This is a genomic window from Brevibacillus centrosporus (assembly GCF_046622605.1).
Taxonomy (GTDB): domain Bacteria; phylum Bacillota; class Bacilli; order Brevibacillales; family Brevibacillaceae; genus Brevibacillus; species Brevibacillus centrosporus.
This window is the reverse complement of the sequence record NZ_CP176856.1, coordinates 5505187-5524639: the sequence shown is the minus strand read 5'-3', so window position 1 is coordinate 5524639 and position 19453 is coordinate 5505187. Positions and strand designations below refer to the sequence as shown.

Annotated in this window: 18 protein-coding genes and 1 riboswitch; of the genes, 6 read left to right on the top strand and 12 right to left on the bottom strand. The window is 46.2% G+C overall.

The window, feature by feature from the left end; all coding sequences use genetic code 11:
* Positions 1-17 precede the first annotated feature (17 nt).
* Positions 18-800 (bottom strand): DODA-type extradiol aromatic ring-opening family dioxygenase, encoded by a 783-nt coding sequence (locus ACLIN2_RS27710; RefSeq protein WP_411502732.1) that lies wholly within the window; start codon positions 798-800, stop codon positions 18-20.
* A 27-nt stretch (positions 801-827) separates the two neighbouring features.
* A complete protein-coding gene (locus ACLIN2_RS27705) occupies positions 828-1472 on the bottom strand; it encodes an alpha/beta hydrolase (RefSeq protein ID WP_411502731.1) in 645 nt (214 codons plus the stop codon).
* A 235-nt stretch (positions 1473-1707) separates the two neighbouring features.
* Between ACLIN2_RS27705 and ACLIN2_RS27700 the strand changes: the two genes are divergently transcribed.
* On the top strand, positions 1708-2247 hold the full coding sequence (locus tag ACLIN2_RS27700; protein ID WP_092271952.1) for a cupin domain-containing protein: 540 nt from the start codon (positions 1708-1710) through the stop codon (positions 2245-2247).
* Between the two features lie 57 nt (positions 2248-2304).
* Here ACLIN2_RS27700 and ACLIN2_RS27695 read toward each other — a convergent pair whose 3' ends face one another.
* The 5 genes from ACLIN2_RS27695 to ACLIN2_RS27675 all read right to left on the bottom strand — a co-directional run bounded on the left by ACLIN2_RS27695 (position 2305) and on the right by ACLIN2_RS27675 (position 6747).
* The gene (locus ACLIN2_RS27695; protein WP_411502730.1) at positions 2305-3045 is read right to left on the bottom strand and encodes an amino acid ABC transporter ATP-binding protein; all 741 of its coding nucleotides are present in this window, start codon (positions 3043-3045) and stop codon (positions 2305-2307) included.
* Positions 3046-3066: 21 nt separating this feature from the next.
* Positions 3067-3801: an amino acid ABC transporter permease gene (locus ACLIN2_RS27690; RefSeq protein ID WP_328211292.1), complete on the bottom strand. Its 735-nt coding sequence runs from the start codon at positions 3799-3801 to the stop codon at positions 3067-3069.
* A 114-nt stretch (positions 3802-3915) separates the two neighbouring features.
* Positions 3916-4758 carry a transporter substrate-binding domain-containing protein gene (locus ACLIN2_RS27685; protein ID WP_122960459.1) on the bottom strand — a complete coding sequence of 281 codons (843 nt, stop codon included), beginning with the start codon at positions 4756-4758 and terminating at the stop codon, positions 3916-3918.
* 109 nt (positions 4759-4867) lie between these two features.
* Positions 4868-5050, bottom strand: a riboswitch (Lysine riboswitch).
* 161 nt (positions 5051-5211) lie between these two features.
* The gene (locus ACLIN2_RS27680) at positions 5212-5541 is read right to left on the bottom strand and encodes a hypothetical protein (protein ID WP_411502729.1); all 330 of its coding nucleotides are present in this window, start codon (positions 5539-5541) and stop codon (positions 5212-5214) included.
* A 9-nt stretch (positions 5542-5550) separates the two neighbouring features.
* On the bottom strand, positions 5551-6747 hold the full coding sequence (locus tag ACLIN2_RS27675; RefSeq protein ID WP_411502728.1) for a hypothetical protein: 1197 nt from the start codon (positions 6745-6747) through the stop codon (positions 5551-5553).
* A 527-nt stretch (positions 6748-7274) separates the two neighbouring features.
* Here ACLIN2_RS27675 and ahpC point away from each other — a divergent pair.
* Both ahpC and ahpF read left to right on the top strand, forming a co-directional pair.
* Entirely contained in the window at positions 7275-7838 is a 564-nt protein-coding gene (ahpC, locus tag ACLIN2_RS27670; protein ID WP_400588519.1) for an alkyl hydroperoxide reductase subunit C, read from the top strand.
* A gap of 12 nt (positions 7839-7850) precedes the next feature.
* Positions 7851-9380 (top strand): alkyl hydroperoxide reductase subunit F, encoded by a 1530-nt coding sequence (gene ahpF / locus ACLIN2_RS27665; protein WP_092271651.1) that lies wholly within the window; start codon positions 7851-7853, stop codon positions 9378-9380.
* Positions 9381-9458: 78 nt separating this feature from the next.
* Here the strand turns inward: ahpF and ACLIN2_RS27660 are convergent, their stop codons facing one another.
* The 4 genes from ACLIN2_RS27660 to ACLIN2_RS27645 form a co-directional block, all read right to left on the bottom strand.
* Positions 9459-11276 (bottom strand): ABC transporter ATP-binding protein, encoded by a 1818-nt coding sequence (locus ACLIN2_RS27660; protein WP_411504606.1) that lies wholly within the window; start codon positions 11274-11276, stop codon positions 9459-9461.
* Between the two features lie 32 nt (positions 11277-11308).
* Positions 11309-13048 carry an ABC transporter ATP-binding protein gene (locus ACLIN2_RS27655; protein ID WP_122960457.1) on the bottom strand — a complete coding sequence of 580 codons (1740 nt, stop codon included), beginning with the start codon at positions 13046-13048 and terminating at the stop codon, positions 11309-11311.
* An 11-nt stretch (positions 13049-13059) separates the two neighbouring features.
* Positions 13060-13524: a PadR family transcriptional regulator gene (locus ACLIN2_RS27650; RefSeq protein WP_170184529.1), complete on the bottom strand. Its 465-nt coding sequence runs from the start codon at positions 13522-13524 to the stop codon at positions 13060-13062.
* Positions 13525-13720: 196 nt separating this feature from the next.
* On the bottom strand, positions 13721-15211 hold the full coding sequence (locus tag ACLIN2_RS27645) for a malate:quinone oxidoreductase (RefSeq protein WP_092271641.1): 1491 nt from the start codon (positions 15209-15211) through the stop codon (positions 13721-13723).
* Positions 15212-15573: 362 nt separating this feature from the next.
* Here ACLIN2_RS27645 and ACLIN2_RS27640 point away from each other — a divergent pair, with 362 nt between their 5' ends.
* Positions 15574-15948, top strand: a complete 375-nt coding sequence (locus ACLIN2_RS27640) for a hypothetical protein (RefSeq protein ID WP_092271638.1) — start codon at positions 15574-15576, stop codon at positions 15946-15948.
* Positions 15949-16069: 121 nt separating this feature from the next.
* Here the strand turns inward: ACLIN2_RS27640 and ACLIN2_RS27635 are convergent, their stop codons facing one another.
* Positions 16070-16840, bottom strand: a complete 771-nt coding sequence (locus ACLIN2_RS27635) for an SMI1/KNR4 family protein (protein WP_411502727.1) — start codon at positions 16838-16840, stop codon at positions 16070-16072.
* 193 nt (positions 16841-17033) lie between these two features.
* Between ACLIN2_RS27635 and istA the strand changes: the two genes are divergently transcribed.
* Both istA and istB read left to right on the top strand, forming a co-directional pair.
* On the top strand, positions 17034-18542 hold the full coding sequence (istA, locus tag ACLIN2_RS27630) for an IS21 family transposase (protein ID WP_411502516.1): 1509 nt from the start codon (positions 17034-17036) through the stop codon (positions 18540-18542).
* The gene (gene istB / locus ACLIN2_RS27625; RefSeq protein ID WP_411502515.1) at positions 18542-19264 is read left to right on the top strand and encodes an IS21-like element helper ATPase IstB; all 723 of its coding nucleotides are present in this window, start codon (positions 18542-18544) and stop codon (positions 19262-19264) included. Before istA ends, istB begins: the two co-directional genes overlap by 1 nt.
* Positions 19265-19453 lie beyond the last annotated feature (189 nt).

Here is a 19453-nt window from a genome sequence, read left to right as displayed (position 1 = left end):
CTTTGCTTGCTTTTCCATCACCCGAATTGCCAAACACTATGGCTCAGGTTGCCATAGCGATAACTGCGATGCAACATTTTCGCCTCACGCTCCTGATCGGCTGCACCCATCGCGTAAAAAATCGGGACAAAATGCTCGCTGCCATAAGGAGGCACAGCATACTGAGACGCTGGTGCCAATGCTCGGTAGTCAAACAGGGAATCTACATCCCAAGCCTTCAAACGACCTTCCAGCCACTCATCGAACGCCAGTGCCCAGTCGTCTGCCTGCCCGTTATCTTCCGCCCACTTCAACGCCCGCAGGTTATGGACAGTCCCCCCGCTGCCAATAATGAGAATGTCCTGTTCTCTGAGCGCTGCCAGAGCTTTCCCGATCTGGTACTGCTCTTTCGGAGCTAACTTCGAATTGACCGACATCGATATCACAGGTACATCCGCATTTGGGTATAGCAATCGCAATACGACCCATGCCCCATGGTCCAATCCGCGGCTAGTATCTACCGAAAAGGAGATTCCCTGCTTTTCAAATAGGCCTATAATTTCATGGGTGATGTCTTTCTGTCCCTTTGCCGGGTATTGAATGCGGTACAGTTCTTCGGAAAAGCCTCCAAAATCGTAAATCGTGCTGAATTCCTCTACGTCGCTTACTTGCTGCGTTTGCGACTCCCAGTGAGCGGAGAAAAGAACGATGGCTTTTGGTCTTGGCAGGGATTTTCCCAGCTCATTGATAAATTGGGTGTAATCGTTGTTTTCCAGAGCGATCATGGGCGCCCCATGCGCGATAAAAAAGGACGGAAACATGGAAATCCTCTCCTTTGTCATTGGTTCTCACTTGGTCAGTGATGCGAGCAGCCACTGCTGAAAATCGTGCAGGTTTTGGATCGAAACGGCATGCCCATCCTGATAGGATTTAAACGTAACACTTGCACCAAGTCCTTGATAATACTCATGATTCGCGACCCCCCACTCGTACGGCAGCACCTGGTCCATCTCTCCGTGGGAGATAAATAAGCTCATGTGGTCGACCGATTTCTTCCCATACTCTTCTTTTACAAATCCCGGAATGTACCCGCTGAGTGCGACAATTCCTTTGATGCGATCGCCCAGTGTCAGACCCAGTGTCAGGGACAAAATCGCACCTTGACTGAAGCCGAGCAGGTACAGCTGGCTTTGCTCCACTGGATACTGCTCTGTCGCATACTCGATAAAGCTGGTCAGCTTGCCGATGGCGTGATCAAAAACCTCGCGATGCGGCTTCCCATAGCCCTGAATCGTAAAAAACGCATAACCCGGCGGCTGCGGCAAATGCCCTCGAATGCTGAAAATGAAGAACTGCTCCTCCATCCCACGAACCAAGGACAGCATGTTTTGCTCATTACTCCCGATGCCATGCATCATGAAAAGGGCTGGGTATTTTTTGTTCGGATCTATTGTCTTCGGACGCTGCAGCTCATAAATCATGGGCGCATTCATCTGTCCATCATCCCTTCCCCAAATACGATGTATAGAGCGACACTTATTTTTAAATAGAGATATTACATTCATATCAGACAACATTGGGGCAAAAAATAAAAAACGACGCTGTAGCATGTTTCCTGATAAGAATATTATTCATCTATAAGATAACAACGATTGCTGTAGATTGTCAAATTTATTTTTGCTAATATAGGATTAAGTTTTTTATCAGGAAACATTTGAGGTGGACCATTTGGATATAGGATCAAAAATCCGTGCCATACGTAATCGAAAGAAAATCACCATCGCACAAATGTGCGAAGGAACAGGACTTTCCAAAGGATTTATCAGCAACGTCGAAAACAATAACACGTCGCCTTCCATACAGACGCTGCAGACCATCTCCAGCTTTCTCCGCGTTCCGCTTCCGTATTTACTGCTGGAAAAGGAACAGCATATGCGCGTCGTTCGCAAAGCGGAGCGTTCCTTTTCTACCCACAACAACCTGAAAATCGAGCATGTCACCTCTAAAGGCGGACTGCGCATGATGCTGGTGGAGTTCCCTCCTGGCGCTTCGATGGGCGAGGCCAATGCCCATGAGGGAGAGGAATGCCATCTGGTGCTGGAAGGAAAGGTGCTTGCCGAACAAGGGGAAGACTCGATGATTCTGGAGGAAGGCGACTCCTTCAGCTGGAACGCCAGTGTGCCGCACTTTGTGAAAAATATCGGGGATGAGAAAGCTGTTGTTTTGATCTCGGTTTATTCGGATACGGGATTGCATGACGTATTCTAGTTCTCGATCCGTGTACAAAAAAGGAGTGACCGCAAATAGGGCCACTCCTTTTTATTATCAGGCTTGCTTTAAGGTCCGCTTCAAGAACTCTCTCGTGCGCTCTTGCTTCGGCTGATTGAAAATTTGCTCCGGACTTCCTTCTTCTGCGATGACGCCTTTGTCCATAAACACCACACGATCGGATACTTCCCGGGCGAATTCCATTTCGTGCGTTACCACCAGCATCGTCAGACCAGAACCCGCCAGCTCCTTCATGACCTTCAGGACTTCTCCCACCATTTCCGGATCGAGAGCCGATGTCGGTTCATCAAAGAGCATCACATCCGGCTCCATGGAAAGTGCTCGGGCGATAGCCACGCGCTGCTTTTGACCGCCTGACAGCTGCTTTGGCATGGCATTCACGTACTTGTCCATTCCGACGACCTTCAAGTACTTCATGGCTACCTTTTCAGCTTCTTCCTTGGAGCGCTTCAGCACCTTGATCTGCCCGACTACGCAATTGCCGAGAACATTGTGGTTATTGAACAAATTAAACTGCTGAAAAACCATCCCTAGCTTTTGCCGATAAGCAAAAATATCGTGATTGTCGTCCAGGATATTCTCCCCGTGGTAAATTATTTTTCCGCCGCTTGGCTTCTCCAATAGATTAATGCAGCGCAGAAGTGTCGACTTGCCGGACCCCGAGGAACCAATGATGGTGACCACTTCTCCTTTTTTGACGGAGAAATGAATGTCCTTTAGGACCTCGTGATTCCCGTAGGATTTTTTTAGTTGCTGGATATCAATGATCGTTTCCATGTCTGTGCCCTCCTTCCTCGGTTATTTCTTGCCTGCTGTCTCTAACCCCACCATTGTATAGCTGTCAGGCCCGTCCAATTTTCTTTCGATGTAACGCAAAATTTGGGTCACGATCAGCGTCATGATAAAGTAAATGACGCATGCGACAAAGAACGATTCAAAATAGCGGAAGTTGTTTCCGGCGATCGACTTGGTTGTAAAATACAATTCTGAAACAGAAATCACGTTCAATACGGAAGTATCCTTGATATTGATGACAAACTGATTGCCCGTTGCCGGCAGGATATTGCGAATTACCTGAGGCAAGACGACATTCCACATCGTTTGCACATGATTCATCCCAATGGCTTGTGCCGCTTCGAACTGACCTTTATCAACGGAAATGATACCGCCGCGAACGATCTCAGCCATATACGCTCCTGTATTAATCGAAACGACAAAGATCGCCGCAAAAATCCGGTCCATATCGAAACCGAATGCCAAGGCAGAGCCGTAATAAATGACCATCGCCTGAACGATCATCGGCGTTCCACGGAAAAATTCAATATAAATAGAGAGAATGGCATTAACCAGTTTGAGAACCGCGCGTTTAGGGCCGCGTTCTGGCACAGGGATCGTACGGATGACCCCAACCAGGAGACCAATGATGGCCCCTACAATCGTACCGAGCAAGGCGACGAGAAGGGTCATCCCCGCTCCGCGCAGGAACATCGGCCAGTTATCGGAGACGATTTTTACAATCCACTCAAAGCTCATCTTACTCCTCCATTTCTTGATTAGAAAACTCGGCTACACTGCGCCCTTACATGTTGGACCTATCCCGTGATAAAACCGACTGCGGATCGTGCAGCCGGTTTTTGGGGAGTCGAGCTATTTTGCTGCTGGTTGATTCTTGATTGCCGCATCCATGATGCTCGTGCGCTCTTCCTCGGAGATGCCTTTCAAAATCTCGTTGATTTTGCCAGTCAGCTCGCTGCCTTTTTGTACCCCTACGGCAATCGCTGTATCGTCTTCGGATGTTTTAAATCCATCTTTAAACTCAACCATGGCAAAGTTAGGGTTTGCTGAGGAAGCACTAACTGCCTCTGGGCGCTCGGAAACGTAACCGTCAATCATACCGGATTCCAGTGCCACGCGCATTGCCGGGAAGTTGTCCATCGCAGGCTCTTGAGCGACACCCTCAATTTGATTGATTACAGAGTAGTGGAAGGTGTTCAATTGAGCCGTTACCTTCGCCCCTTTGAAATCCTGGATAGAGGTAGCTCCCTCGTATTTTCCGCCTTTTTTCACAACCATAACCAGATTGGATTTATAGTAGTTGTCCGAGAAGTCGATGGTTTGTTTACGCTCGGCTGTTGGAGACATACCCGCGATGATCGCATCGATCTTGCCGGAGGTCAGCGCTGGCACCAGACCATCCCATTCCGTTTTCACGATCACTAATTCTTTGCCCAAGCCTTTTGCAATCTTTTTCGCGATTTCTACATCGTAGCCGCCTGCATATTCGGCGTTGCCGTCAATTTTCACGCCACCATTGGCATCGTCCATTTGCGTCCAGTTAAAAGGAGCGTAGCCGGCTTCCAAGCCAACTTTGAATGTATTGTCGGATGCTGCTGGTGCGGCTGCCGGACTGCTCGTCGTGCTCGAACCACATCCTGCTAAAGCTACCATTGCGGATAGAAACACTGCCAAAAATGTAGACTGTTTTTTCATGATGATTACCCCTCTTTAAAAATTTTTGTATTTTTACAAAGCAAAAAGCGACCTGAGATTGTCTCAGGCCGCGTGAAATGCGCAGTTACCCAAAAACCTCTCTTTACCCAAATGAGATAGCACAACTCAATAAATCGGGACAATTTATTGAGACAGTCCTGCAGCTCTTAACTGCAGACCCAGCAAGTAATACCGAGCGTATTACAAGCTTCGGCGACATTTCCTTCTCCCTAGCATCACAGCGTCTCAAGCTCCGCTAAGGACTGTTAAATATCGCGCCTCTACCTCACTGATTTAAGTGAGGTCTTATTTAATTATGTTGAAAGTGTACAATGATGTGTTTCTTGTGTCAACCTGACTTATGATGAAAGTAAATGGAAATGATCCTTTCTCTCCCTAAGAATTACTTGCTCATACTAAGTATTACTTCGTATGGTACGGCCCTGAAAAGCTTCACGTCCACGACTCGATGTCTTCATCATCAATGTCATCATCGGGAATTCGTTTTTCAGGTTTCTTCCATAATGCAGCTTCCTTTATTGGAGGTGCTTCCTCTGATCGCTTGCTATTTGAATGATTCGCAATCAAAAACTCATTTTGGCGTTCTGCTGGAATATGGTTTTGTAAATTTCGAATCCCATTCGCAACCACTTCATTTTCTATGAGATAGCGAATGGAATCCATCAAATTCGTTTGGGAATTGATCCACTCTACGATTAGAGGAGATTCGTTCTTTTTTGTTTTAATACTAATATTATCCCCTGGCTTTTTAGGCTTTTTCATGGCGCACTCCTAAACGGCTTGTCTGGCTCTTTCCTTTAGTGCCTCGTAAATCTTCCCCCGCACAAAGGCATCCAATCCTTTCGCGTTCATCGTCACTGCGTACTGAGGCGGAATATATAAAAGCTTGATTTCTCTCTCCTCGCACAGTTCCTTAAGCATCGGATGAAGAATGGAACGCATGAGAATACTTCCCCCACCATACACACAAATCACGTCGATTTCGTTTCTCGCCTTTGTCAGTTGCTTTCTCATATGGGTAATGATTTGTTTGGCCTGTCCTTCGAGCGGCCTTCGCAAGGTCTTAATCGCCTTGGAATGGTATTTATGGTTCGGATTTTTTATGACGTCACTAAAGAATTGTCTCGGACTGTCTGGCAAATGAATCAGTCGATTGAATTCATCTAAGGCTTCTTCAATGGCATAACCCGCTCCGTGATTGCTTCCATGCACAAATTGCCGCAGAAGCTTATTCCCTTCCGTGATCGGATATTCCGTTGAACCATCTCCGATATCTGTATGCAAAATCCGTTTGTCTTTAAAATAGCTGCCGTTGAAGTTTTCGGGTAACGCATAGGCTTGGGCGAACTCGTTGAAAATATCACCCTCCCTCCAATTCCCTTCTTCGTCTTTCTGAAGGGCAAAGGTTACAGGCGTCGCTTCAGGGACTACTTTTGTAAAGTCGAATACAACTTTGACAGTCACCCGTAGTTTTCCCAAGTGAACGGTAACATTGTGAGGCCCCGTCATAAATCTTCTTTCAAACCTGGCTGATGCTTCGTCTGTATGCTGGGTAATCGGGAGCGCAGTCGCCATATCCACCAATACGTCGATATTTTCAGGAATGCCCTTGTCTTCTTCAAATACTTTCTGAACAGCGACTGACGCAATCTGCCCCAATGTATTTACGATGGGCAAATCCACATCATATTTGTAATCAATCCCAACCTGCATGGTGTCCAGTAACTCACCACTATCTAACGCGAACTTGCCAATGTAATACATTCCTGGTCGTGCTGAAGGTGAATCAATGGTGACAATCAGTTGATCCTGGAGGTTTTTCACAATGCTTTCCGGAGCCTGTTCTTCACTCCAAGGAAGTCCATCTACTGCACAATTCACATTCGGTTGCTGGATCAGCCTTCCGTCAACGAAAATGTCATGCTCGCTATTCCCATTGTCGTTCCCTACATAAAAGTGAAATTGCATACGTAATTCCTCCTCTTGAGTAGTTTCCATTGGCGTTACGTTGATTTCCTTTTTAGCATTACCAGGCAATACCGAGTGGCATATAGCAACACATTCTATTACGGAACCTTGGATACCACTGTAGGTTGATCATTCTAGCGGAATCTTTCGTTATCCTGCCGCCCTTCCTAGAAAAGAAACTATCGACCTATCGTCGATAAAATCGGCATTTTTCCAGTAAAAAAGGCATGGACCATTCTCCATGCCCAACGACGGAGAATGTTGCATAGGTCAGTAGTTTTTCGTAAATAGTATTTCTGTTACATAAAATGACTACTTCGTGCGGAACGGGTTGCCTATGAAAAAAGACCAAATCGCAAGTATATTCCTTCTTCAAATGATCAAGACTAGCTAGTAATTACTTCTTAATTAAAATTATTATTATTTTCATTGACAAACAGAAGAATATGAGTGATAATGGTTATCAAGTTAGAATTATTACATTTAATAATAATTCTCTACAACAAATATTTAGGAGGAATTTCAGAATGTCTCTCATCGGAAAACAAGTACTGCCTTTCAAAGCACAAGCTTACAAAAACGGTGAATTCGTAGAAGTTACAGATGCAAACTTCAAAGGTCAATGGAGCGTTGTTTGCTTCTACCCAGCAGACTTCACTTTCGTTTGCCCAACTGAACTGGAAGATCTCCAAAACCAATACGAAACATTGAAATCTATGGGAGCTGAAGTATACTCCGTTTCCACAGATACTCACTTCACTCATAAAGCATGGCATGACACTTCCGAGACTATCGGCAAAATCACTTACACCATGATCGGTGACCCAACTCACACCATCTCCCGCAACTTCGATGTATTGATCGAAGAAGATGGACTGGCTGATCGCGGTACTTTCATCATCGACCCAGACGGTGTTGTACAAGCTCTGGAAATCAACGCTGGCGGTATCGGTCGCGATGCAAGCGTAGTTGTCAGCAAACTGAAAGCAGCTCAATATGTTCGCAGCAATCCAGGTGAAGTTTGCCCAGCAAAATGGCAAGAAGGTGCTGCTACCCTGAAACCTAGCCTGGATCTCGTTGGTAAGATCTAAGGAGTGGTATAAATGATACTGGACGCAGAAATTAAAGCACAATTGGAGCAGTACCTTCAGCTGTTAGAAGGCGACGTACTGCTGAAATATAGTGCGGGCTCCGATAGCGTATCGCGTGACATGCTGGCTCTCCTCGATGAGCTGGCCACCATGTCTACGCGAATCAAGCTTGAAGAAACAACCATGCAGCGTACACCAAGCTTCAGTGTAAATCGCATCGGCGAAGACACCGGGGTAACTTTCGCAGGCGTACCATTGGGACATGAATTCACTTCTTTGGTATTGGCTCTGCTGCAAGTCAGCGGAAGACCGCCAAAGGTTGATCAGAAGCTGATCGATCAAGTGAAGGGCATCCAGGGCGAGTACCATTTTGAAACGTACGTAAGCCTGAGCTGCCACAATTGTCCTGATGTTGTACAAGCCCTGAACGTGATGAGCGTTCTCAATCCTGGCATTACCCATACCATGATTGACGGTGCTGCGTTCAAAGAAGAAGTAGAAAGTAAAGACATCATGGCTGTTCCAACTGTTCTCCTGAATGGAGAAGCCTTTGGCAGCGGCCGTATGACTCTGGAAGAAATCCTGTCCAAGCTGGGCAATGCTCCCGATGCTTCCGCTTTTGCGGACAAAGAGCCTTTCGATGTGCTCGTTGTCGGCGGCGGCCCAGCTGGGGCAAGTGCTGCAATCTACGCAGCGCGCAAAGGCATTCGTACCGGCATTGTGGCTGAGCGCTTCGGCGGTCAGATCATGGACACCATGGGTATTGAAAACTTTATCAGTGTGACGTACACCGAGGGTCCTAAACTCGCAGCAAGCCTGGAAGAGCATGTCAAAGAGTACAATGTCGATGTAATGAACCTCCAGCGTGCAAAACGTTTGGAAAAGAAAGACTTGATCGAAATCGAACTGGAAAACGGTGCTGTCCTCAAGAGCAAAACGGTGATCCTTTCGACTGGTGCTCGCTGGCGCAATGTAGGTGTTCCTGGTGAAGCCGAGTTCAAGAACAAAGGCGTAGCTTATTGCCCACACTGCGACGGTCCTCTCTTCGCTGGAAAACGCGTTGCCGTAATTGGCGGCGGAAACTCCGGTATCGAAGCAGCGATTGATCTCGCTGGTATTGTGAAGCATGTTACCGTTCTCGAATTCGCAGCTGAGCTGAAAGCCGACTCTGTTCTGCAAGAGCGTCTTTACAGCCTGCCAAACGTAACGGTGATCAAGAACGCGCAAACCAAGGAAATTACCGGTACCGACAAGGTAAATGGTATTTCCTACATGGATCGCGAGACAGAAACCGTTCACCACGTTGAGCTCGAAGGCGTATTTGTTCAGATCGGTCTTGTACCAAACACGGATTGGCTGGGCGATGAGATTGAGCGCACTCGCATGGGCGAGATCGTCGTCGACAAGCATGGTGCTACCACCATCCCTGGCGTATTTGCTGCAGGTGACTGCACGAATAGCCCGTACAAACAGATCATTATTTCGATGGGATCGGGTGCGACCGCAGCATTGGGTGCATTTGATTATCTGATTCGAAATTAATTAGAAAATTTGGCTTCGCCATTAGAACAGCGAAAGCCGCTTTGTCCTCCGTCATGGAGCAAAGCGGCTTTCTTTTTGCTACGATTCGACTGCTTCCTGAGCGGACACATTTTGCAGATGAGCAAACTGGCTGTGATACATTTCGAAATAAAAGCCCTTTTTCTGCAAAAGCTCCTCATGGGTACCCGACTCGATGATTTCCCCCAGGTGAATGACCAAGATCAGATCCGCATTTTCTATGGTTTTCAAACGGTGAGCGATGACAAAGCTTGTTCTCCCCTCCGTTAAGCGGTTGAGTCCCTTTTGAATCTCGATCTCTGTACTGGTATCGATGCTCGAGGTGGCCTCATCCAGAATCAAGATGTCGGAATCGGCAAAGATAGCTCTCGCGATGGCGAGTAATTGGCGCTGTCCCTGACTTAAGTTGGCTCCACCCGATGTTATGCGCGTCAGGTAGCCATCAGGCAGATGCTTGATATATTGGTGCGCCGAAGCCATTTTGGCTGCTGCGATGACTTCCTCATCCGTTGCTTCTAAACGTCCGTAACGAATGTTCTCCATGATCGTACCGGAAAACAGGAACGTATCCTGAAGCACGACACCGATTTTTTTCCGCAGTCCGCTAAGCTGATAATCGCGAATATCGCGGCCGTCCACTTTTAGCTCGCCAGCTGTTACATCATAGAACCTCATCAAGAGATTAATGATGGTCGTCTTTCCGGAACCAGTGGGCCCCACAAGAGCGACCTTCTGTCCTGGCTTCACCGCGAAATGGATGTCCTTTAGGATCGGTTTTCCCTTCTCATAGCCGAAGTGAACGTGAGAGAATTCCACATCGCCTCGAAAAGACTCCACTACGATGGCATCCATTTTATCAACCATATCCGGTGTCTCGTCCATGACCTCAAATACGCGCTCCGCTCCAGCAATGGCCGATTGAAACATATTAAACAGATTGGAGAGCTGGTTGATGGGTCGAAAGAATTGCCTCGAGTAGGTCACAAAGGCAGCAATAATCCCAACGGTAGCCATCCCCTTCACCGTCAGGACTGCTCCGACCAGAATCACTAGACCAAGTCCAAGATTGTTGATGAAATTGTTCACAGGACCAAGGAATCCTGAGACCGTATCAGCCGCCATCGCCGAATGACGCAATCGTTCATTGACGCCTGAAAATTCCCTGTCAAACTTCTCCTCTTTGCCGAAAAGTGTGATCACTTCGTTACCCGAAATCGACTCCTCGATAAATCCGTTCAGCACTCCCAGATCCCTTTGTCTCTTCTTAAAGTGCTTGCTGCTGTACGTGATCAGCTTTTTCGAGGCTAGCATCATGATGGGGATCACGAGCAGGGTCACGATGGCAAGGAGCCAATTGAGCGAAAACATCGCAATCGCCACTCCCACCACCATCAATACCGATGAAAATATTTGAACAACACTCTGACTAAGGGCATTATTTAAGCTATCAATGTCATTCGTTACCCTGCTCATCAGATCGCCATGCGCACGGCTGTCAAAGAAGCGCAGGGATAAGGTCTGAAATTTATCAAATAAATCCTGGCGCAAATTTCGAATCGTTTGCAGCGATACGCGAACCATCATAAACGTTTGCAGCCAAGTAAATACCACGGTTGCGATGTAGACAAGCGCAAGTAAAGCTAGAAGTCTGATCGTTCCTGCGATGTCCCTCGGTATGATGTATTCGTCCATGATTATTCCGATCAGATAGGGACCGAGGATCCCTAGCAGAGTAGAGATGATGACAAAAAAAATTGAAGCTACCAATTGTGCTTTTTGCTTCTCCATGTACAGCCAAATCCGTTTGATGGTTCCCTTCCGATCCTTTGCTTTTACCACTGGTCCACTAAAGCCCATCGGTCCCCTCGCCCGGTTCATGATGTTGGGATTAGACGCTGACGAAGGCTTGCTCATGAGTACGTAACCTCCCTTCCGCTTTGCGAAGTGTAAATATCGCGGTATACCTTGCTCGTCGCAAGCAATGTCTCGTGTGTCCCGCTCGCTTCCAGCCTTCCATCCTCCATGACCAGGATCTGATCCGCATCGATGATAGAGGATATTTTGGAGGAAATGATAAATACGGTCGAATCGGTGTAAGCCTCCCGCAGCGCCTGTTGGACAGCTGCTTCAGACAAGGCATCGATCGCCGAGGTCGAATCATCCAGAATCAAGATTTTTGGTTCCCGGATAAAAGCCCGTGCCATGGACAGCCTTTGCTTTTGCCCGCCGGATACATTCGTTGCGCCTTGCAAAAGCTGATGCCCGAATCTTCCGTCAAATCTATCAATGAATTCCGATGCCGCGGCTGCCTGTGCGGCATGCTCCATGTCATCCGTTGTAGCTTCTTCTTTCCCAAAACGCAAATTATCCTCAATCGATCCTGAAAACAGAGTCGCCTTCTGCGGGACAAATCCAATCGCGGTACGGAGCTTCTCCAACGGCATATCCTTGACGTCGATCCCATCGATGAGGACATGCCCTGCATCCGGATCATACAGACGGGGAATCAGCTTGACGAGCGTTGATTTCCCACAACCGGTAGACCCAATAATCCCGATTTTTTGACCAGCCTTAGCCTGAAAGGAGATGTCCTTTAGTACGTATTCTCCATTTTTGCTATAGCTGAAATCCACATTTCGAAACTCCACTTCTCCGCGTAGTTCTGGTCCGGCGATCGGCTGTTCCCGCTCTGTTATGTCGATTTCTGTATCAAACACCTGCACAATCCGTTCTGCGGACGAAAACGAGCGTGCAATCTGCATGAGGACATTGCTGCTGCTCACAAGTCCGTTCAACATAATGTTTAAGTAGTTGATAAAGGCTAAAATAACCCCGATCTGAAGCGTCCCTTCACTTACTTTGATCACACCCATCCATAGACCTGCCACGATTCCGATATTGACGATGAACATCATGAGAGGCATCAGGGTGACAATCAGCTTTTCGGCTGTCATGTTCCGTTTCATCAACCAATCATTGGCGGTTTGAAAATGGCTCTGCTCATAATCATGGCGATCAAAAGCCTTGATCACCCGAATCCCTGCCAGCATTTCCTGAAGCTTGGTATTCACCTGGTCCATCGCCTTCTGCACGTGGGAGAACAGCTGTCCTGACCTGACCGTAAAGAAATAGATTAGAGCGATCAGAATAGGGATCGCCACCAGCAACACCGGAAACAGCTCTCGTGCCGTAAGCCAAACGATCACGACCGACCCGATAAACAGCAGAGGTCCCCGTACAAAGACACGCAAGGTCATGATGACAGCCTGCTGCAGGGTCGCAATATCATTGGTTAGTATGGTAATTAATTTGCCAGTCCCAAAGGTATCTGTATTTTGATTGGAAAATTGCTCTGTCTTCTTGAACACATCCTGCCGAATATCGGTAGCAAAATTAACAGCTGCTTTTGCGGCATAAATCGAGCTCCCTGCCCCTCCAATCAATCCGATAATCGCACTGATCAGCATAAACACCCCGAGCTTGATCACATACCCGTTATCTTGATTGGCAATCCCGATATCGATCATCTCCTGCATGATCGTCGGCTGCAGCAGATCCATCGCTACCTCAATACACATCAAAAACGGCCCTACTATGGCAAATAACGCGTATGGCTTGAGATATCGCAACAGCTTTCTCATCGCATTCATGATACTTCCCCTTATTGATCCCTGTGGTTTTTTAAGCGATTGGTCATTTCATCGATTAACGAAATCAGCTCCTCGACACGTTCCGGGTTGCCACGTATTTGTCTCATCGTTCGTTTAAGCTGTGTTTCCCATCCCTCCAGCGCCGCTCTCAGCCGTAGCGATTCCTCGGAATTCCTCCAGACCATGCGTTCCTTCCACTCGACCCAGAAGTCCCCCTCCCCCTGGTTCGCGAATTCCATCAGCCTCTCATTGCCTTTTTCGCTGAGGAAATACACTTTTTTATCTGCACCTGATTCCAGTTCAATCATGTGTTGATCCAGCATTTCCTGAAGAGCAGGATAAATCGTCCCGGCACTTGCCGAATACGCCCCATCAGATCGTTCCTCCAGCTCCTTCATGATCTGGTAGCCATGCATGGATTCCTCTTTCAGCAAATGCAGGATGGCCAATTGGACAAACCCTCTCCGACGTCTCATTTTCATCCTCCTCCGTTATATCGAAAATAATAATCGATATATCGATTATTTTCAAACGCAACACGATTAGCATGTGCCATACAAATAAAAAAGACTTGCCCCTTGAGGCAAATCTGGTTGATGTATAAAAGATAAACGGCCTTCGTCCCGACTGATGGGGGCGAAAGCCGTTTATCTCATCTTCAATATGTTCGTTCTACTTGACGAGGGCAAGCTCTCTGGTAAGACCAAGCGTGCGCCCTGTTGAAGTATGAATTTCTTCGATCAGCTCTGGGTGTTCCATGAGAGACACGCCATAGGTAGGAATCATTTCTTTGATTTTTGGTTCCCACGATTTGATTTGCTGCGGGAAGCATTTGGTGATTACTTCGAGCATAACGTGTACGGCCGTAGAAGCACCCGGAGATGCACCAAGCAATGCTGCAATCGAGCCATCAGCCGCTGTAATGACCTCTGTACCGAATTGAAGCGTTCCTTTTCCGCCTGCTTCTGTATCCTTGATAACCTGTACGCGCTGACCAGCTACGACCAAATCCCAATCCTCGCTTTTCGCATCAGGGATAAACTCGCGCAGCTCTTCCATACGTTGTTCTTTGGAGAGCATCACTTGCTGAATCAGGTACTTGGTCAAAGACATTTCTTTTGCACCTGCTGCCAACATGGTCAATACGTTATCCGGTTTTACGGAAGTGACCAAATCGAGCATGGAACCCGTTTTGAGGAACTTTGGCGAGAAGCCGGCAAACGGTCCAAACAGCAGCGATTTTTTGTTGTCGATATAACGGGTGTCCAGATGCGGAACAGACATTGGCGGCGCGCCAACTTTTGCTTTCCCGTATACCTTTGCGTGGTGCTGTTCAACGATTTCCTGGTTCTTACAGACCATAAATAGACCGCTTACAGGGAATCCACCAATATGTCTGCCTTCAGGAATACCGGACTTTTGCAGGAGATGCAGGCTTCCACCTCCGCCTCCGATAAAGACGAATTTTGCTGTATGGCGCTCTACGCTGCCAGTATTCACATTTTTCACTTTCAATTCCCACGAACCGTCGCTCGTGCGTTTAATATCATCCACACTGTGTCCGTAGTTGATTTTCACGTTCTTCGTTTGCAGATGTTCAAACAGCATGCGTGTTAAAGCGCCAAAGTTGACATCTGTACCCGAGTCAATTTTTGTTGCTGCAATCGGCTCGTTCGAGGTACGACCTTGCATGACGAGAGGGAGCCACTCTTTCAGCTTTTCAGGGTCATCGGAAAATTCCATACCTTGGAACAAAGGGTTTTTAGACATCGCTTCAAAACGTTTCTTTAAAAACTCTACATTTTTTTGACCTTGAACCAGGCTCATATGCGGCAGTGGCATGATGAAGTCCTCTGGATTCTTGATCAATTTGCTATTTACAAGATAAGACCAAAACTGTTTAGAGAGTTGGAACTGTTCATTAATATTGATTGCTTTCTTAATATCTATCGATCCGTCTGGCTTTTCGCTTGTGTAGTTCAGCTCGCACAGAGCAGCATGCCCTGTTCCCGCATTATTCCATTCGTTAGAACTTTCCTCTCCTGCCTTTGCAAGCTTCTCAAACACTGTAATTTCCCAATCTGGTACTAATTCTTTCAGCAGTGACCCTAAAGTCGCACTCATGATTCCGGCACCAATTAAGATTACGTCTGTTTTACTCATTTTAACCGTCCTAACTAGTATAATTTGAAGAAATGTTGCAGGCGCTCCTGCTTTATGCTCCACAGCAAGCCAGGGTGAGACACCGTCACACCCCTTGTTATAGATCAATTATAACCTTATTCATATTGTATCACTATTAGTTATAGAATAAAATGTTTGTCATTATATACTATTTAAATACAAGAAAATCATATATCGTGTCTTGATTCTCTTGTATTTATAAGGAAAAAGCTGTATTTGCGCGATAATTTAACAGAATCTTCACAAAGCCTAGATTTCATTTTGTTGATGATTTAAGCTTATTGTAGAAATTTTGTTTTATTTTTCCACTTATTTTAGAGATGAAAGCGAGGTGTCTTTCCTTGAATACTATCATTGTCATACTCGTCCTCTTCTCAAGTTTGACGGCGGCAGTGACGGTCGCATTTGTAGTCAAAACCTTAGGGGCTAATAAGAAACGCTATTCGCAGCGCAAAACGATCCTCGAGCAAGGGACGTCCGCACAAGCGGTGATTAACTCGATCCAGCAAACCAAAGCACAAATGGATGATCAGCCAGAAGTCTTGCTCGATCTAACCGTCTCGATGCCGGATGGCAAGGTTATTTCTACTGTGGCAAAAACCTTTATTCCCATCATAAATGTCCCTACTTTTCAAAAAGGCAACGTCATTGAAGTAAAGGTGATGACCATAGACAATGAGCAAAAATTCGAAGTAGTGGGTTCTTATCTCCCTTGATCAGAAAAGAGTAGCACCCGCTAGAAGCCAAAGCATTAGGCAGCATCTGAACATGGCTCGGGGATATCGTCCTGGTATCCTCGCTCCCTTGCCGCGTCCATCATGCGTATATTCCTAACGGCTAGGACGACAGAAACTCGGCCACGCTGACTATCCGCACCTCATATTCAGCACCGATGCTTTTTAGCTGTTCCCCGGTTTTCGCGGCACCAGGCTCAAGTCCTTTATACACGAGTAAGGGAGCCGCCTCTAAATATGCCTTCGCTTGTGAAAAATCGCACGAGAACATTTTCTTGATGAACAGCAGCGTTTTTTTCTTATCGCTGCCCTCACCTGTCAGAAACACTTTGTAGTACTCGTACGGTTCATCTCCGCTCGTATCCCATTCCTCAAAGCCCCGCGGTACTAATACACTATGAAGAAACTCCTCAAGATTGCCATAGGCAACGGAAAAATCCCATGTGCCCATCCCGTGCGCTGCCGTATAAATGACCGTATCTCCTCTGGAAAGATCGATGCAGTAAGGGTCGCCTTCGTCTGAAGCAATCACCACATAACTGCTCGGCCAGTCCACAATATCCTCGTGGGTTACTGGATTGTAGTTGTATCCCCATTGCCCCTTCAGAAGGCCCTTTGCCCCGTAAATCTCCAAATTGGTATATTCGTCCGTACTCCAGGTCACCGACTCTGGGACATAATGCTTCAGGAAGTACACGTAGTCATCAGGCAGGCTCCATTTGTTCGTAACCTCATGTACTGCTTGATCGTCCGCTAAGGTCCCGAGATTGATTGGATACTTCGCGTAAAATTCGGGATCTTGTTCGCGCTTAGCCGTTACAACCTCTTGCATTTTCTTTATGACCGCGTCCATGTCCGTAAATTTATCTGCCAAAGCTCCACCCCTTGTCATTAGCAGATTCATAAGCTTATTCTTGTTTATGGCAGACTAAAAATGTAGGTTATGGCAGTTAATTTATGCAGACCCGTAGGGGCTGCATAAATTAAAAAAACCACTTGCCAACGTCCCCTTCTCAAAATACACTCCCAGTTGGGCAAACTGACGACGGGAGGTATAAAGTTAGGAGATGTTAGCAGTGGCAGAAATTAATTATATCAGGCATGAGGCAAACAAAAAAGGACGAGCTTATAGCAAGATTGCAAAACAAATGAATCGGGATTCGAGGACGGTTCAGAAGTATGCAGAAATGGATGATTTCAATCTTCAAGAAAAGCCCAAGCAAATTCGAAAAGCAAGGGTCATGGAACCAGTAAAACCGATTCTTGATCAGTGGATCAAAGAGGACTTGAAAAAGAAAAAGAAGTTCCGAAGAACAGCACAACGCTTGTATACACAATTAGTGGAAGAACACCAATTTACAGGATCATCTCGCTCTGTCAGACAATATGTTTCTCAACGAAAACACCAGTTAGTAGAGACAAGTGATGCTGCGGCATTGCCATTGGAGACGAAACCTGGATCAGCACAGGTTGATTTCGGAGAAGCACCATTTAAATATCTGGGGGAAAGTGTTACCTTGCCATTTCTCGTTCTCTCATTTCCTCATAGCAATACGTTTTACTTCCAAGTTTTTCAGTCTCAGAACCGAGAATGTTTTCTGGAGGGGCTAAAACGTATCTTTCACTACATAGGTGGCGTACCTAAGGTGATTCGTTTTGATAACTTATCACCAGCGGTGAAAAGAATCATGCCGAACGGTCAGCGGGAGTTGACAGAGGAATTCCAAAACTTCGTTTTTCACTATGATTTTGAATACGAGTTTTGTAATCCCGGTAGTGGTAATGAAAAAGGTCATGTGGAGGCGATGGTAAAGTACATTCGCAACAACTTTCTTCTGCCAGAGCTACAGATACACAGTCTTGATCAGCTAAACGAAACCCTGTGGAAAAAAGCCGAGAAAGATCGGGAGCGACCTCATTATGTAAAAGAAACGATGCTTTCCGAATTATATTTGGCAGACAAGGAACACCTTCTTCAATTACCTGCCAAAGAATTTGATTGTATCCGATATGAACGAGTAAAAGCTGATAAATACGGATATATCCGAGTCGAAAATAAACTCTACTCAACGTCTCCTCGTTTTGCCAAATGTACGGTTTTGGCAAAGATCTTATTTGATCGAGTGGATATTTTAACGGAAGAATATGAGCTGATTGTGCAGCATGCTAGGCTGTATGGCAAAGAGCCAAAATCAGTGATTTGGCAGCCATATTTGACATTGATGGCAAAACGGCCAACTGCCATTAAATACACAAGTTTTTATGAACAATTGCCCATCGAATGGCAAACCTATCTCTCGAATTGTACAGTCCCAGAGAAGCAAGAAGCTCTCCAGCTGCTATCCGTCATTCTAAAGGACGATGATATGAAAATACCTACGCAAGCTTTGCAGCTTGCCTCCGAGAATGGCCACCCATCCGTTGATTCTATTAAGCAGATCTATTATCAACTCATCAATGGTCGTGGACAAAGGGATACCATTCAACCGAAAGGTTTTGTTCCTGCCGTTCCAACTGCCACTAGAGGATTAGCCCATTATAATGAATTTTTTAAAGGAACGGGAGGTCATCACTAGTGGAAGCATTGATAAAGGAATATGCAAAGCGTCTCAAGTTGAGTTGGGTTCGGCAACATTACCTGGAGATAGAAGCGAAAACAAATGAAGAGTACTTACTCAGAATCTTAGAAAGAGAGCTACAACAACGAGAAGAACGAAAAATCAATCTGCTTTTCAAGCAGTCTTCCCTGCCAAGAATAACAGGAAAGCCATTTGAATGGGGCCATATTCAGATGGGACAAGGTCTCACGCAGGACCATATTCTTCATGGTGGATTCATAGAGGAGAAAGAAAATTTGATCTTTTATGGCGGTGTGGGAACGGGAAAAACGTACTTATCAACTCTCATTGGCTTACATGCCATTCAGAAGCAGGGAAAAAAGATTAAGTTCTTCACTGTCGCTGGATTAGTCAATCGGCTGTTAGACGCTCACGAGACCGGCTCGTTGAGCCGATTCTTCAACCAGATTGAGAAGTTAGATCTGTTAATACTCGACGAGCTGGGGTATATTCCCTTACACAAACAGGGAGCAGAATTGCTTTTCCAGATTATCTCCATGTGCTACGAAAGAAAGAGCATTATTATCACGACCAATCTACAGTTTGGCCAATGGAATCATATATTTGGAGATCCTATTTTGACAGAGGCAGTAATCGATCGCTTGATTCATCACTCTCATTTGATCGTCTTTAATGGAGAAAGCCATCGGTATAAAGAATCGCTACTACACGGCAAATAATTTAGGGGTTGGCAAGTGGTGCATTTTTAATTGCCATTTGCTACATTTCTTACTTGCCAAAAACATACGAAGTAAGCATATAGCGGGTTTAAAAGAAGGAGCAAAAGTTGCCGGGAATACGAAATGTGCAACTTGTGGGAAGGCTGTATCTGAGAAAGTTCAATCTTATTGTTTATCGAACGAGAGAAG